14 protein-coding genes are annotated in these 14,085 nt (G+C 42.0%); 6 read left to right on the forward strand and 8 right to left on the reverse strand.

What is annotated here, in order from left to right; translation table 11 throughout:
• Nucleotides 1-208 precede the first annotated feature (208 nt).
• Nucleotides 209-571, forward strand: a complete 363-nt coding sequence (locus BM156_RS10110) for a hypothetical protein (protein WP_170846927.1) — start codon at nt 209-211, stop codon at nt 569-571.
• Between the two features lie 3 nt (nt 572-574).
• Here BM156_RS10110 and BM156_RS10115 read toward each other — a convergent pair whose 3' ends face one another.
• The gene (locus tag BM156_RS10115; RefSeq protein ID WP_093919754.1) at nt 575-2,797 is read right to left on the reverse strand and encodes a KamA family radical SAM protein; all 2,223 of its coding nucleotides are present in this window, start codon (nt 2,795-2,797) and stop codon (nt 575-577) included.
• 212 nt (nt 2,798-3,009) lie between these two features.
• Here BM156_RS10115 and BM156_RS10120 point away from each other — a divergent pair, with 212 nt between their 5' ends.
• From BM156_RS10120 to ybaK, 3 genes are all read left to right on the forward strand, one after another.
• Nucleotides 3,010-3,405: a hypothetical protein gene (locus BM156_RS10120; RefSeq protein ID WP_093919755.1), complete on the forward strand. Its 396-nt coding sequence runs from the start codon at nt 3,010-3,012 to the stop codon at nt 3,403-3,405.
• A gap of 191 nt (nt 3,406-3,596) precedes the next feature.
• Entirely contained in the window at nt 3,597-4,634 is a 1,038-nt protein-coding gene (locus BM156_RS10125; protein WP_093919756.1) for a TQO small subunit DoxD, read from the forward strand.
• Nucleotides 4,635-4,870: 236 nt separating this feature from the next.
• Nucleotides 4,871-5,344, forward strand: a complete 474-nt coding sequence (gene ybaK, locus BM156_RS10130) for a Cys-tRNA(Pro) deacylase (protein WP_093919757.1) — start codon at nt 4,871-4,873, stop codon at nt 5,342-5,344.
• Nucleotides 5,345-5,349: 5 nt separating this feature from the next.
• Here ybaK and BM156_RS10135 read toward each other — a convergent pair whose 3' ends face one another.
• The 7 genes from BM156_RS10135 to BM156_RS10165 all read right to left on the reverse strand — a co-directional run bounded on the left by BM156_RS10135 (nt 5,350) and on the right by BM156_RS10165 (nt 12,498).
• Nucleotides 5,350-6,471 carry an ABC transporter permease gene (locus tag BM156_RS10135; RefSeq protein WP_093919758.1) on the reverse strand — a complete coding sequence of 374 codons (1,122 nt, stop codon included), beginning with the start codon at nt 6,469-6,471 and terminating at the stop codon, nt 5,350-5,352.
• 161 nt (nt 6,472-6,632) lie between these two features.
• Complete coding sequence (locus tag BM156_RS10140) at nt 6,633-7,739, reverse strand: ABC transporter permease (RefSeq protein WP_093919759.1); 1,107 nt, start codon at nt 7,737-7,739, stop codon at nt 6,633-6,635.
• A gap of 56 nt (nt 7,740-7,795) precedes the next feature.
• Entirely contained in the window at nt 7,796-8,536 is a 741-nt protein-coding gene (locus BM156_RS10145) for an ABC transporter ATP-binding protein (RefSeq protein WP_093919760.1), read from the reverse strand.
• 145 nt (nt 8,537-8,681) lie between these two features.
• The gene (locus BM156_RS10150; protein WP_093919761.1) at nt 8,682-9,590 is read right to left on the reverse strand and encodes an ABC transporter ATP-binding protein; all 909 of its coding nucleotides are present in this window, start codon (nt 9,588-9,590) and stop codon (nt 8,682-8,684) included.
• Nucleotides 9,591-9,669: 79 nt separating this feature from the next.
• Complete coding sequence (locus BM156_RS10155) at nt 9,670-10,557, reverse strand: HlyD family secretion protein (RefSeq protein WP_093919762.1); 888 nt, start codon at nt 10,555-10,557, stop codon at nt 9,670-9,672.
• 21 nt (nt 10,558-10,578) lie between these two features.
• Nucleotides 10,579-11,841 (reverse strand): TolC family protein, encoded by a 1,263-nt coding sequence (locus tag BM156_RS10160; protein ID WP_093919763.1) that lies wholly within the window; start codon nt 11,839-11,841, stop codon nt 10,579-10,581.
• A 48-nt stretch (nt 11,842-11,889) separates the two neighbouring features.
• Nucleotides 11,890-12,498, reverse strand: coding sequence for a TetR/AcrR family transcriptional regulator (locus BM156_RS10165; RefSeq protein WP_093919764.1), 609 nt, complete (start codon nt 12,496-12,498; stop codon nt 11,890-11,892).
• Nucleotides 12,499-12,748: 250 nt separating this feature from the next.
• On the opposite strand from BM156_RS10165, the gene BM156_RS10170 reads away from it, so the two are divergent.
• Both BM156_RS10170 and BM156_RS10175 read left to right on the forward strand, forming a co-directional pair.
• Nucleotides 12,749-13,561 (forward strand): 3-keto-disaccharide hydrolase, encoded by an 813-nt coding sequence (locus BM156_RS10170; RefSeq protein WP_093919765.1) that lies wholly within the window; start codon nt 12,749-12,751, stop codon nt 13,559-13,561.
• Nucleotides 13,562-13,651: 90 nt separating this feature from the next.
• The gene (locus BM156_RS10175) at nt 13,652-14,083 is read left to right on the forward strand and encodes an SRPBCC family protein (protein WP_093919766.1); all 432 of its coding nucleotides are present in this window, start codon (nt 13,652-13,654) and stop codon (nt 14,081-14,083) included.
• The last annotated feature ends 2 nt before the right edge of the window (nt 14,084-14,085 follow it).

The following is a 14,085-nucleotide window of genomic DNA, read 5'->3' on the forward strand; positions in this document are numbered from 1 at the left end:
TAAAGTGGACTCCAACTGTCTTTTAGGGGAAAAACTAAAAATCGAAATAATGAAACCATCTTTACTCGCAATCCTATTTTGTGGACTCAGCTTAAATCTATTTGCCCAACAACATCCCTCCAGTGAACAAATCCAACAACTCGACAGGCTCCATCTGATTATTGAGCGCTCTTCAATCGATTCAGTCAAGGTTCACTATGCAAAAATAATGACAGCATTGAAATTACCTTTAACCAGTTTTAAACTCCCTGATGGACATTACCATGGAGAATCGCCTTATGATGACTACAACTACAAACATGAGGTAACATTTGAGATAAAAGAAGGCGAGCTCATTTCCGTTGATTACGATGAGGTTCACAAATTGGGAAAAGGCAAACAAGACGACACGACCTACTGTAAAAAAATGAGTGTATCGGGAACCACTCCAGCAATCGCCTACCCGATCTACGAAAAAGCATTGATTCAAACTCAAAATGCAGAAGCAATTGATGCTGTTAGCGGTGCCAGCTACTCTTTTTATCGGCTTAAACTTGCGATGGCTTACGCCATCCTAAACGGGCCACTCTAGACATTAGTCAACATCAAGATTGGTCATTTCTGTAGTAACAGAGAAAGGATAAGTCGGGTACTCATAAATAGGCATCCGTGGTTCTGTTTCTCCAATAGAATAGCCATAGATTCCTTCGTATTCACGAATGTCTTCTCCCATGCTCTCCAGCTGCGCCAAATATTCACTAATTGATTTGGACTCAATAATAATCACTTTTCCCATTTTATTGATGATTGGACTGTGCCTGCGTGTAGGATCGTGCTCAAAGCGTAAAATACGCCGCCCATAGCGAGTAATTCCAATCACTCGAAACGATAAGCTCTTTCCTACCCCGGGAAGGTTAAGCACATTTCGGTCGGTTGCCAAAAACGGCAAGCCCCCCCTTTCCTGCAGGTCAGCAATTTGCTCAACCATTTGAGGAGTATGCTTAGGAAATTCACGAATTTCATCATAATAAGTTTTCGGAATTTCACCCAAGACTTTCTCCTCATTCTGCTCTTGCAACGAACGTGCATTAACGGCGAAATTGTGGTTGTTTTCCATATAGCCCTTTACCGTGAAGGTGTAATAGGGCAACACGCCTACTTCATTCAATACCTGACGCAGTTTACAACTATGCCCTCGCCTCGAAGCTGCAGCAGTAAAAACCAATTGATTTGTTACAATCCATCCTGCTGAAAGTAATTGTTCAATACTGCTTTTTGCTTCAGGAGTTATTTCCATGGGCGATTCAACATGGGTTTGAATAACAAACTGCCGAATGCCAACTTTCAAGGCTTTCGATTTAAACGCTGCTAAAATACGAATGAGCTCTGGGGTTATGCGTTGGGGCAGGTAAATTGGCAGGCGTGTTCCCAACCTTACCCGGACAATCTCAGCATACTTCTCTCCTTCGCGCCTTTTTTTGTTAGCTTCGCGCTTGCGCATGGCCATATCGAACACGGCATCCAAAATATTTTTCAAAGATTGATCGGCACTCATCAAGGCATCCCCTCCCGTAATCAAGATGTCGCGCAATTGCGAATCATTCTCAAAATATTCCATCAAATGGACTAACTGCTCATGCCAGTTTCTTTTTGGGCGAAGTTTTTCCAAATCAAAATTTAAGTGCCCTCGTTGAAAGTCAAACATCCGTTGGCATGAAGTGCAAAGCCCACCACAGGTTCTCCCGGCAGTATCCGGAATCAAAATAGCCACCTCTGGATAACGCCGATGAATATGATGAGAAGATGGCAACAACCATCCCGCAGCATTCGGCTCTCCGGGCTTAACCAAATCCTCCTTTTCCCAGGCCGAAATACGCCCAAACTCATTCACCAGCTGACGTGAATAGATGATGTAATCGCGAATGGCCAGATCAGCACCAATGGCAAAATAAGGCACACGAACATGCAACAACGAAAGATAATAGGGATTGACAAAAAATGGAATTCCTGCATCACGAGCATCATACAAGATTTTCATCGTATCCGGATCGAGTGAATTGCCCAACATCTCGTTGAGTAACTCGGGACTTCGAACGGCAAATTTGAGATGAAAACGATGATCACTCCACCAACTCAGCACTTTGTTATACTTCTTCTGATAAGACCAGTTTTCTCCGAAACTAAATCGAACGCTTTTAATTTTCTCCGTATCAATAAGTTTAATAATTACTCCAATAATACGCTCTCGATTCTCTTCGCGCAGCTTCACAATTCGCTCATCCAAGCCGGATGGGTAACGCTCCATCCACTCCTCAATCTGCCTTCGACCAGGCTGTTTTGGTGTTTGCTCTCCCCGATACTGTCGAAACAATTCGAGCATGTCTTCAAAAAAATAAGGTTTGGCGCCTCCCGTACCCTCGGTAACTGCCAGCCAAATCATCTTTATTGGGTTGCTCACAGCAATTTCTCCATGCAAATTCAAGTCAGGAAATTCATGTCCCGCAAAATCAATGTAATCCAGAATACGAATAGCCGCATAATCTTCCCAACTCAAGTGTTGAAGCGAGACCTTTTTCCCATTTCGGATATAGTAATTGTAAGCATCAGGTTTTTGCTTCAGTCGCAATAAAACCCAATTACGCACACCAACCAATGCTTCCGTCTCATTCTTCGAGCTCTTCATAATTTCTTCCAAACGCGGATTTTCTCGAAGAAGTCGTTTTACCAGACGATGTGATTTGACATTAATTGCAATTTTATCCAGCTGCTGAATCTTTGATGTGACCATTTTCGTTTTCTCCTTATTGTTATTTTTCATGTAACAGCTCTTAACGCATTACTCTTTAAGATACGAAAAATCGGTTTTATAGTCATGCAACTATCGCCTGTTGCACACCATACAAGGAGGCATTTACAGCTCCTTTTTTGAAATTCTGTTTTTTTCAATACGTTTGTACACGTATTTCCCTGGTGAACATTTTATGGGGGGATAACTGTTACACTCTTTTTAAATTGGCAATTCGATTGAACATGACGAAAGCATATCCAACAAAGCAAAATCTTTTTCAAAAGTTGGGCTCTTTGAAAGCGCCTCACCTTTTGTTGATTTTTCTTGTGCTTACAGCATCATGTACAGTTCGTCATTCTGTTCAGCATTTATTGGACGTTCCACTTTCTGAAACGCTCAATCCGAACAAAACAAGCTTAAATCAAGCCAACTCTTGTGTTGATTACACCCAAGATCAGGCCACCAAAAATGTGGCCCAAGCAACATTTTCATTCGATTCTTTGGAAGGTGATTTCACTGCAACGATCAACCAGCCAATTACCTCACAAAACTTTAATCAGGCTGCCGAAGACGAACGAAAGTCAGGAAAATCACTCTCTCTTTATATTTTGTACCGAAAAATGAAAATCCTGAGCTAATAAGCTCCGCACAACGAGTTTATCAACTCAACACATCTTTTTTCATTTTAAACCCCTAATCAACAAGTGCTTTGGATAATTTCAAACACCAATATTTTGATTTGCTTTTTTGAGGAAAGCAAGCTTCCATCAAGCTCAATCCAAGCCTTGTTTGATTGTACAATTTATTCATTTAGAGAAAGAACAAAATCATGAATTCAATCAATAAAAACACCCATGAATTACCTGCATACAACTTGGCAGGTCTCGCAACTTTAGCTATACGTTTAGTGATAGGATGGACCTACTTTTCCGCCTTCTGGCGACGTTTATTTTTAGCCAATAAACTTGATCCGGAAGTAGCCGGTTACATTGGAGAAAAGTTCAATCATTTTTTACCGAATGCACTCGGCATCAAACCAATTATTGAGTACCTGGTAAGCAACCCGGATATGCTTTGGTGGGCCATGGCCGCCTTCACCATTATTGAGGGGATTGTCGGTCTGCTTCTGATGTTTGGACTATTTACCCGTCTGATGAGTATTGGTGTATTTGGTCTGGCCATGGGAATTCTGCTAGGATCAGGCTGGATCGGCACCACCTGCCTCGATGAATGGCAAATTGGAATCTTAGGAATTGCTGGCGGGTTTGTCCTGTTTCTAACCGGAAGCTCCCATTATTCCATTGACCACTGGCTTTACAACAAATCGTATCCAATAACTCAAAAGCGATGGTTTAGCTGGATTGGGTCAGGCGTACTTCCAATTCCTGCCGACAAACTGAAGAAATTTGCCTTTGGTGGAGCCATGGCTATTTTAGGTATCAGCTTGTTTACCAACCAGTATTTCCATGGTGGATTATGGGGAACACTGCACAACAAGTCCGTAAAACCTAAAGTGGAAATTCAACACGCCGAAATTCAACAAAATCAACTTCAATTTACCGTTCACCGGGTTGAAGGAGTTGATGTTTACGGTTCATTCCTGATTGGAATAAGCCTGACCAATGCTCAAGGGGAAAAACTCATAGATTACAATGGCGAACAGCTGGCTAAGCTTTCAACGCAACAAATTGAAAACGCTTATGTCGCCAAAGTGAAACCGGGAGCACATAGCCTGATTATTCCATTAGGAAGTAAGGCAACCATCAATCTTAATATACCCAATCAGAATCAATTAAAATCGGGGAAATATAACCTGCAACTAACTGATATTAGCGGAGCCCAATGGACCCGTGAAATCGAGTTTTAAACCACACCCAAATAAGCCGGAAGCCCTTTGTCTTCCGGCTTATTTTGATTTGGCTACCCTACATTTTTTTCTAACATTTGCACCATTCAATTTTAAGAAGATGAAACGAGCATAATTTTATTCATCATTAAATCACCAAGGAGTATGATTTAAAAAATTATGCAAGAGCGAAGCGGTTCCATGAGTTTGAATTCTTCAGTTAACTCATTAACCGGTAATTACAAAATCACAAACGAATGAAAAAAACAAATGCCGTACGGATTCTAGATAACCACAAAATGCCTTACGAACTGATTGCCTACGAAGTTGATGAATCTGATTTGAGCGCAACAACATTAGCTGAGAAGTTGGGACAAAACATCAACCAGATTTTTAAAACACTGGTATTAAGAGGAACCAACACGGGTATTTTCGTCGCTGTAATTCCGGGACATGCAGAAGTTGATCTGAAAAAGGCGGCTAAAGTTTCGGGCAATAAAAAGGCCGAAATGGTTGCAATGAAAGAACTACTCCCCCTAACCGGATACATCCGCGGAGGTTGCTCTCCCGTAGGACTGAAAAAGCCCTATCCGATCTTCATCCATGAAAGCTGTCTTGACCACGAAACGATTTACATCAGTGCCGGCAAACGCGGAATGCAAGTTAAACTTCAGCCTCAACACCTCATTGATGTTACCCAAGCTGAAGTTTGCGATTTGGTGAGCCAGTAAAATGTTTAACTGGCTGTTTTCCGATAGCGCCAGATGGCCAGACCAAGGAAAACAGTTCCGATAACTGTTAGCGAGGCAAACTCTTCCCAAAGGTCGAAAAAGCCTGAACCTTTCAAGACAACCATCCGCATTATTCGCATAAAATAATAAATCGGATTGATGCGATCTAACCACTGAGCCCATTCAGGCATGCTCTCTACCGGGGTGAAAATTCCTCCCATCAGGATAAAAATCATCATAAAGAAAAAGGTGATGAACATGACCTGCTGTTGTGTTTCGGTGACCGTTGAAATAAACAACCCCAAGCCCAAAACACCTACCAAATACAGAGCTGCAAAGCCAAAGAGCAAAGGCAAACTTCCAACAATGGGCAAATCGAATACCAAGCGTGCTATAATTAACCCAAAAGCCAAATCAAACAAGGCAATAACCAGAAATGGTAATAACTTCCCGAGAATGAATTGATACTTTTTGATAGGCGTCACATTCAGCTGCTCAATAGTGCCTATTTCCTTCTCGCGAACCAGGTTCATCCCCGAAAGAAACATTCCAATGATGGTGACTAAGATGGCTAAAATCCCCGGCGCCATGTACCATTTATAATCCAACTCCGGATTAAACCAATAGCTATCTTTCACCTCAATCCGATGAGGAGGATTAAACTCCGGCAAGCTTTTCCATTCTGCAATTACTTCCTTGTTGTAGCGAGAAAGAATCCCAAGCGTGTAAGAATAAATCAACGATGCTTTATTCCCGTCAATGGCATTGATTAACAGCTCCACCTTCGCTTCGTCTTCCCGAACTAAATCCCGCTCAAAACCAGGAGGAATAATCATGACAAACTCTGCCTCTTCTTTCTTAAAGCTGCTCTCGGCATCTTTCAAATCAAATGAAGCATCATAAATCCGAAAAAAGGGAGAAGCTTCAAATTTCCCTACCAACTCACGCGAAGTGGCCGATTGATCTTGATTCACCAGGTAGAGATCTACATTTCTCAAATCGTACGTGGCCGCAAAAACCAAGATGAGCATTTGCACCAATGGTAGCACAAAAATCATAGGCAACATGGTTTTATTCCGGAATACCTGAATAAACTCTTTCTGAAGAATATAGCGTATTGTTCTCATTTTTTAATAGACATCAGACTTTAGACAATAGATAGTATACTTTTAGACAACTTGAAAGCTTGAGATTGAAAAACAGAAATTAGAGACCAAACAACAGAAACCAGAAACTCCAACTCCGTCTCCTTTCAAACAACGTCAAACTTACAGAGGCCACTTATATTCTATTCCAGCCTCGTTTTAAATTTCTTCACCGCAATAGCTGTAAATAGTACTGCCATTCCCAGCAGGATCAATGTTTCTTTCCAAACGTAAAGCAGACCAGTCCCTTTCAACATGATGTTTTTCAAAATGACAATAAACCATCGGGGCGGCATGGCATGCGAAAGAATTTGCAAAGGAACAGGCATATTCTCAATCGGAAAAATAAAACCAGACAACAAAATCGTTGGTAACATCAGGGCAATCATCGAAATAAACATGGCCACCATTTGTGTTTTGGCCATGGTCGAAATTAAAATTCCAAGGCATAGGGCCATCAGAATAAACAGAATACTTTCGAGCATTAACAACACCCAACTTCCAGCAATAGGCACTCCGAACACCCAATGTCCAATCAATAAAATAACCACAGCGTTGATGATCGACAATCCTAAGTAAGGAGCCACTTTCCCCAGAATGATCTGCACCGGACGAAGCGGCGACACCAGCAGAATTTCCATGGTGCCAAGCTCCTTTTCGCGTGTAATGGAAATCGAGGTCATCATGGCAGAAATCAACATCAGAATCATAGCCATAATCCCCGGGACAAACATGTGTACCGATTCCAAACCTTCATTATAATACATCCTTACTTCCGGCTTAATCTGCATCGGCAGCTGCATTTCGCCCATTTCCTTTAGCATGTAGTCATTAATAATGCCGCTGGTATAATTAGCGAGCAATTTTCCTACGTTTGGATCGGACGCATCAGCAATAACCTGCACCTTTGCCTTTCCTTCTTTTTCAAGAGATTGAGCAAATCCGGCCTCAAAAACCAGTACTTCCCTTACCTTGCCTTTCTTAAAGATCGCTTCAATATCCGCAGTACTTTCCAGATACTGGTCCAGCACGAAATAGCCCGAAGACAATAGTTTTGTGGTTATTTCCTGGGTTACTTCATCCTTCGATTGATCGTAGATGGCGATATGAGCATCCTTGATTTCATTGGTAATAACTGTTCCGAACAGCAGCAATTGCGCAATCGGAATACCAAACAGAATGATCATGGTTCGAGCATCTCGAAATATGTGGTAAAATTCTTTCTTTACAAATCCCCAAAAACGGTTCATAATTATTCGGTTTTGAGTCGCTAAACACCTCTGATGATGGTGTATTGCGAGTTTATTTATTCGGTCGCTTTTGCCTTTCGGGCCAGCTTCAGAAACACCTCGTTCATATCTGCCGCCTCAAATTGTTTTTTCAGTTTTTCAGGAGTATCCAGTGCTGCAATTCGGCCATCAACCATGATGGAAACCCGATCGCAATACTCCGCTTCATCCATGTAGTGGGTAGTCACAAAAATCGTCTTTCCATCGGCTGAAGCTTCGTAAATAAAGTCCCAAAACTGCCGACGCGTGATTGGATCAACTCCTCCAGTAGGTTCGTCCAGAAAAATAATTTGAGGATCATGCAACAAAGCCACGGAAAAAGCCAACTTCTGCTTCCACCCAAGCGGAAGCGAAGCAATCAATTTATCGCGTTCGCCCTGCAGGCTTAATTTACTTAGCAGGACTTCCTCTTTCGCTTTGCGCTCTTTCACCGACAAACCATAAATCCCGCCGTAAAACCGGATATTTTCAGCAATGGTCATGTCTTCATACAACGAAAACTTCTGGCTCATATAGCCAATATTCCGCTTAATTTGCTCAGTTTGAGAATAGACGTCATACCCACCTACCATCAACTCTCCTGAAGTTGGAGCAGAAAGGCCACACAGAATACGCATTGCCGTTGTTTTCCCAGCTCCATTAGCTCCCAGGAACCCAAATATTTCTCCTCGATACACATCGAAAGTTAAATGGTCATTGGCCACAAAACTGCCAAACTTTTTAACCAAATTTTTCACTGATATAACTGGAGTTTTCATATGGAAATAGACATTAAATGTTAGATTTTTGGATATTCGGATTTTCAAATTTTCAGAATCAAGAGACAAGAACCAAGAGCCAAGATTTTAAATATTAAGCTCTTGGGCAACCCGACAACTGGAAACTGCATTCCTCCTCCCTTCACTACTCCTTTTCTTTCATTAGAGCCATAAAGACATCTTCAATCCCTGGACTAATTTCATTGACCTGCAGTTTCTCGTGTTTTTGCGTCATCAGAAATTTTTCCAGCTCAACAGCTTCCATCTCATTCCGCTTAGGAGTTACATGAATAAACTGGCCAAAAGCATAGGCCGATTCAACCTCATCCCAGTTGCGCACATCCTGAATCAAGCGGTTCATATTATCAGACCGGGCAGCCAGAAGGGTACGAGTATAATTCTCAACAATACGAGCTGGCGAATCAATTTCCATCACCTCTCCTTTTTGCATCAGCGCCACCCGATCGCACAAACTCGCCTCGTCCATGTAGGGCGTTGATACCAGAATGGTAATTCCCTGCTGCTGCAGTTTTTTGAGCATCTCCCAAAATTCCTTTCGCGACACGGCATCAACACCGGTAGTGGGCTCATCCAGCACCAAAATTTCCGGCTTGTGAATCAATGCACAGGAAAGAGCCAGCTTTTGCTTCATCCCACCGGATAGCTTTCCTGCCAGCCGCTTTTTGAACGGTTCAATTTGAACATAGATATCTTTGATCAGCTCATAATTTTCGGCAATCGTTATTCCAAAAACGGTTGCAAAAAACTCCAAATTTTCTTCAACTGACAGATCCTGGTATAAGGAGAAACGCCCGGGCATGTAGCCCACCAACTGCCGAATCTGCTTGTAGTCGCGAACAACATCCAGACCACTCATCGAAGCCTTTCCCTCATCAGGAACCAGCAAGGTCATCAAGATGCGCATTAAGCTTGTCTTTCCTGCTCCATCGGGGCCAATCAATCCAAACAACTCGCCTTGGGTTACTTCAAATGAAATACGATTAAGAGCCTTTGTTGCCTGATAGCTTTTGGATATGCTTTCAACTTTGATCATCTCTTTAAATTGTTAGATATTAGCCTTCGGTTATTCAGAGCCAAGATTGCAGACTTTTGATTCTTGGAAAAACTGACAACTAAAAGTTGACTTCTCCTGGCATGCCAATTTTAAGGCGACCATCATTTTTAACACTCACTTTTACTGCATAAACCAGCTTAACCCGTTCCTCTTTGGTTTGAATGATTTTGGGAGTAAACTCGGCCTCCGGAGAGATCCAGCTAACCTTCCCTGTCAGCGATTGATTCTCTGTGCGATCCTGGTCTATCAGCACTTCAACCTGCTGCCCCAGTTGAATAGATGGAAGTTGTGCTCCACTCACATACACCTTCAAATCCAGTTCTTCCAAATCTCCTAACTTAACCACAGCCTTGCCTGGAGCAGCCAATTCGCCAAGCTCAACGTACTTCTCCAAAACCACACCATCCATCAAGCTTGTAATTCGGCATTGGTCCAACTTATCACGAAAAATAGCCAACTGCGCGTCCTGAACTTCCAACTCACTATTGATCGATACAAACTGTGTTTTCAGGCTCTCCAGCTGCTTTTGCATCACCTGCATCTGCCCATCAACATCATCAACCTGCTTTTGAGTAGCTGCCTTATCACTAAACAAGCGATGAATTCGTTCCTGATTGATACGCAGGTGTTTGATTTGTTCCTGCTGCACATCAACCTGCGCCTGAACAGCAATCCGGCGTACAGATACCGCCTGCTGTTGTGCTTCAATTTGATGAATTTGTAAACTCAGTTGAGTGGTGTCAACCAAGGCAAGTAAGTCTCCGCTTTTTACCTGATCTCCTAGTTCTACATCAAAATCGACCAATTTACCAGCAACTTCCGAAGAAATAATTACCTCATCTGTTTCGAAATTGCCATAAGCATCTGATAAATCATTGTTTCCCTGGCAAGCAGTCAGTGCCAGCAAAGCCCCAACCAATACCTGATATCTTTTTATGCGTTTCATCTGTTTTCTATTTTTACGATTTTAGATTCCCTTAATGGTTTGATAGTTGATTTTTGCAGCTTCCAACTGCACTTTATGTGTCTCAAGCGTGATCCGGGCTGACAGCTCTGCATTCAAGTCCTGAATGTAATCCGAGGTTGTAATTGTTCCGTTTTCTAGCTTTGAGGCAGAACTTTGCGTTATCCGCTGCTGCAAGGCTATCAATTCCCGGTCACGTTGAAGTGTGGCTTCTAATTGTTTAATTTTTCGGTATTCGCTATCTAAAGCAATGGTCATATTGCGTTCAAAATCCTGTTGTCGCGTTGCAACTAGCTGTTGCTGCATGCTTATTGTTTCTTTTTCCCGCTTGGTTTTCTTCCAGTCAAAAACAGTCCAGTTTAGCCCTACTCCCACCAAAGCGTATGTGTCAAAATCATCGCTTAACATGTTCAGTCCCGGGCGCCCATAGCCTAGCTGTCCAAAGCCAAACAGTTTTGGGTTTCGTTTCTTTTGAATCAAGTCCGCAGAAGCACTCAACATCTCGGTTTGTTTCTCAAACAACTGTAATTCGGGACGATGCGATGATCGATCGGCGCTAAACTCCAAAGACTCCATCTCCAAATTGGACAGCACCCCAACTTCTTTTCCTGTTAAAATGGCTAAGGTTGCCAAAGCAATTTCCCGCTGCATTTCCAGTTCCAATTGTTGCTGCTTCACTTTCACCTGCTCAGCCCACAACTGATCCAACTCTGAGGATAATAAAGTCCCCTGCTCCACCGCAACCTGAAGCTGCTCGATGCGGGCTTTCAACGTCTCTTCTTTTTTGGCTAGCAAATCCAGGTTTTTCTGAATCAAAAAGCTGGCAAAAAAGGTGTTATTTACCCGCTCTTGTACTCGGTATAGCTCCACCTCAACACCTTGTTGATCGGCCTCACTCTTGGCCAATTCCAAAAGTTCATTACCCTTGGTTAAGCCACCATCCCAAATAGACTGTTTGACATCTGCATACAGTTTGTATTGATCCTTGGCCAGTTCTGGCAAGGAGACATTTGGCAAGCTAATCCCGACTTTGGTAACATCGGTTTGATAAGTTGCCTGGCCATTCAAATCAATCTGAGGAAAGTAATTTGTTTGGTTGTTTGCCAACTTCAGCTCCTTAATTTGCTCGTAGAGTTCTTTTTGCTTCAGCAACGGATGCTGTTCTCTGGCCCATTGCTGACAATCACTCAGTCGAACAACCTCCTGCCCAAAGCTCAGCTGAGCCATGGTAAGCAGAAATAGTCCTATTAGTTTTCTTGTTTTCATTTGTTTAAAATTGTTTGTTTCACTGGCTATTATACTTGTTCTCTACCTTTAAGCTTGAATGGCCCGAATTACAAACCGCTTGATCTCTACCCGACGTTCCTCGTAAAATGCCTGCGTCGCCTTTTTATCATCATCAAAAGCAACATGACTAATCACAGGCTTGACTGCGAAAGGAAATACGCACAACCCAATTACGTTGACTAGCAAATGTTCTGGCTTCATTCGAACAATCTCATTGCGATCCATTGCCTCCTGAACAATCGCAAAAAGAAACTCCAAGTTGAATCCATATTTTTCAATCAGTTTGAAGAATAGCGAGCGATCACGATTCATTTCCTTGATAATAAAAGCTGGCAGATAAGGATGTTTCAACAATAAATCCATGTAGGTGTCAACCACATGCTCCACTTTCTCGACAAAAGGAATATCTTCCTGCAGAACTCGCCCAATTCGAGGGAAAGCCAAACCAATCAGTCGGCCAAAAATGGCATCGAATAATTTCTCTTTACTTCGAAAATAGTAATGCAATAAGGCCTTGTTTATGCCAGCCTCATCCGCAATCTCTTGCATTCGTGCTCCATCCATCCCTTTCTTAATAAATACATCCTGAGCTGCATCTAAAATCTTATCTTCCGTGTTGTCCTTTTTTGCATTCATTATTTCTTGATTTTATCAATATTGATTTGACCACAAGGTTTAACCACTTGGTTAAATCATATGGTCAAAAGTATGTCTTCTGGAAAACAAATCCAAAAAAATAAACCAAAAAGTTTAACCAAATGGTTAAAATATCTCAAAAAGCACTATAAATAAACAACTTAATCAACTTCCAATTCAAGTTCTATCCTTCAATTAAATATCAATATAAAATTTACTAACTTCACCTCCGACTAAAACAGAATGACCAATGACAAACAAACAACTTAAACGATTAGCTCAAATTAGCAGCTTGTTTTTATTCATCTTGTTGTGTTCTTTTCAACCCAAAAAGGAAAAAGGATGGATCCAATTATTTAATGGGAAAGACCTGAAAGATTGGAAAATAAAAATTACCGGAAGTGAATTAGGAGAAAACTATAAGAATACTTTCCGGGTTGAAGATGGCTTGCTCAAAGTGCGGTACGATGAATACGACACCTTCAACGGCGAATTCGGACATCTGTTTTACAAGCATCCCTATTCGCATTACAAAATGCGTATTGAATATCGTTTTGTAGGAGAGCAAGCTCCCAATGGGCCGCAGTGGGCTTATCGAAACAGCGGCATTATGATTCATGGTCAAAGCCCCGAAAGCATGGAGGTTGATCAGGATTTCCCAACCTCAATTGAAGTCCAGCTACTTGGAGGAAATGGCACTGATAAACGGTCAACCATGAACTTGTGCTCTCCGGGAACCAATGTTGTCATTGATGGGAAGTTGGTTTTAGATCATTGCATCAACTCCAGTTCCCCAACTTTTCATGGCGACCAATGGGTGACTGCCGAAATTGAAGTTATTGGCGACTCACTAATTAAGCATTTTGTCGATGGGAAGTTAGTCATGCAATACACCCAACCTCAACTCGATGAGCGCGATGCGACCTATCAAAAGTTACTTCCTCCCGATGGAAATAAGTTGCTAAAAGGTGGTTCAATTTCGTTACAGGCAGAAAGTCACTCGGTTGATTTCCGAAAAGTTGAATTGCTTAACCTCGGCGATGACTGTCCTGAGAGCTGGTAAACAACTCACTTGGAACAACGTCCAATTTACAAACGAAAAAAAGATAAGTCAGTAGATTCTATAAAACTCGCGAATAAACGATTGATAACCATGAATGTTGAAGTGAATCAAAAAGCGCCGGCATACAGTGAAAGTCAGATTTTAATTCACGCTCCGATTGAAAATGTTTATCAACTGCTTAGCACCATAAACGCCTGGCCCAACTGGCAAAGCCAAGTAACAGACGCCTCAATAAAAGGAGAAATAAAAGAAGGGACAACTTTTCATTGGAAAGCAGGGGGCTTCCGTATTCATTCAAAGATCCATACCGCTGAAACGCCAGAGAAGCTGGGCTGGACCGGAAATATGCTCTGGATTAAAGCTATTCACAACTGGAGTCTGTCTCGAGAAGGGAAGTCGACTCGGGTAAAAGTACAGGAAAGCCTGGAAGGCTTCTTAGCTCGTTTTATGCAAAAAACGCTTACCGATGGAATGCAGAAAAATCTTTATGAATTAAAGCTGGAAGCTGAAAAGAACAATTAAAA

It is taken from the genome of Sunxiuqinia elliptica (assembly GCF_900113005.1).
Taxonomy (GTDB): Bacteria; Bacteroidota; Bacteroidia; order Bacteroidales; family Prolixibacteraceae; genus Sunxiuqinia; species Sunxiuqinia elliptica.

What these genes read in the sequence shown, in the direction of transcription:
- BM156_RS10170 (WP_093919765.1), top strand. Translation starts at nt 12,749, where the DNA reads ATGACAAACAAACAACTTAAACGATTAGCTCAAATTAGCAGCTTGTTT.
- BM156_RS10175 (WP_093919766.1), top strand. Translation starts at nt 13,652, where the DNA reads ATGAATGTTGAAGTGAATCAAAAAGCGCCGGCATACAGTGAAAGTCAG.
- BM156_RS10145 (WP_093919760.1), bottom strand. Translation starts at nt 8,536, where the DNA reads ATGAAAACTCCAGTTATATCAGTGAAAAATTTGGTTAAAAAGTTTGGC.
- BM156_RS10110 (WP_170846927.1), top strand. Translation starts at nt 209, where the DNA reads ATGACAGCATTGAAATTACCTTTAACCAGTTTTAAACTCCCTGATGGA.
- BM156_RS10160 (WP_093919763.1), bottom strand. Translation starts at nt 11,841, where the DNA reads ATGAAAACAAGAAAACTAATAGGACTATTTCTGCTTACCATGGCTCAG.
- BM156_RS10125 (WP_093919756.1), top strand. Translation starts at nt 3,597, where the DNA reads ATGAATTCAATCAATAAAAACACCCATGAATTACCTGCATACAACTTG.
- BM156_RS10155 (WP_093919762.1), bottom strand. Translation starts at nt 10,557, where the DNA reads ATGAAACGCATAAAAAGATATCAGGTATTGGTTGGGGCTTTGCTGGCA.
- BM156_RS10115 (WP_093919754.1), bottom strand. Translation starts at nt 2,797, where the DNA reads ATGAAAAATAACAATAAGGAGAAAACGAAAATGGTCACATCAAAGATT.
- BM156_RS10140 (WP_093919759.1), bottom strand. Translation starts at nt 7,739, where the DNA reads ATGAACCGTTTTTGGGGATTTGTAAAGAAAGAATTTTACCACATATTT.
- BM156_RS10135 (WP_093919758.1), bottom strand. Translation starts at nt 6,471, where the DNA reads ATGAGAACAATACGCTATATTCTTCAGAAAGAGTTTATTCAGGTATTC.
- BM156_RS10120 (WP_093919755.1), top strand. Translation starts at nt 3,010, where the DNA reads ATGACGAAAGCATATCCAACAAAGCAAAATCTTTTTCAAAAGTTGGGC.
- BM156_RS10150 (WP_093919761.1), bottom strand. Translation starts at nt 9,590, where the DNA reads ATGATCAAAGTTGAAAGCATATCCAAAAGCTATCAGGCAACAAAGGCT.
- ybaK (WP_093919757.1), top strand. Translation starts at nt 4,871, where the DNA reads ATGAAAAAAACAAATGCCGTACGGATTCTAGATAACCACAAAATGCCT.
- BM156_RS10165 (WP_093919764.1), bottom strand. Translation starts at nt 12,498, where the DNA reads ATGAATGCAAAAAAGGACAACACGGAAGATAAGATTTTAGATGCAGCT.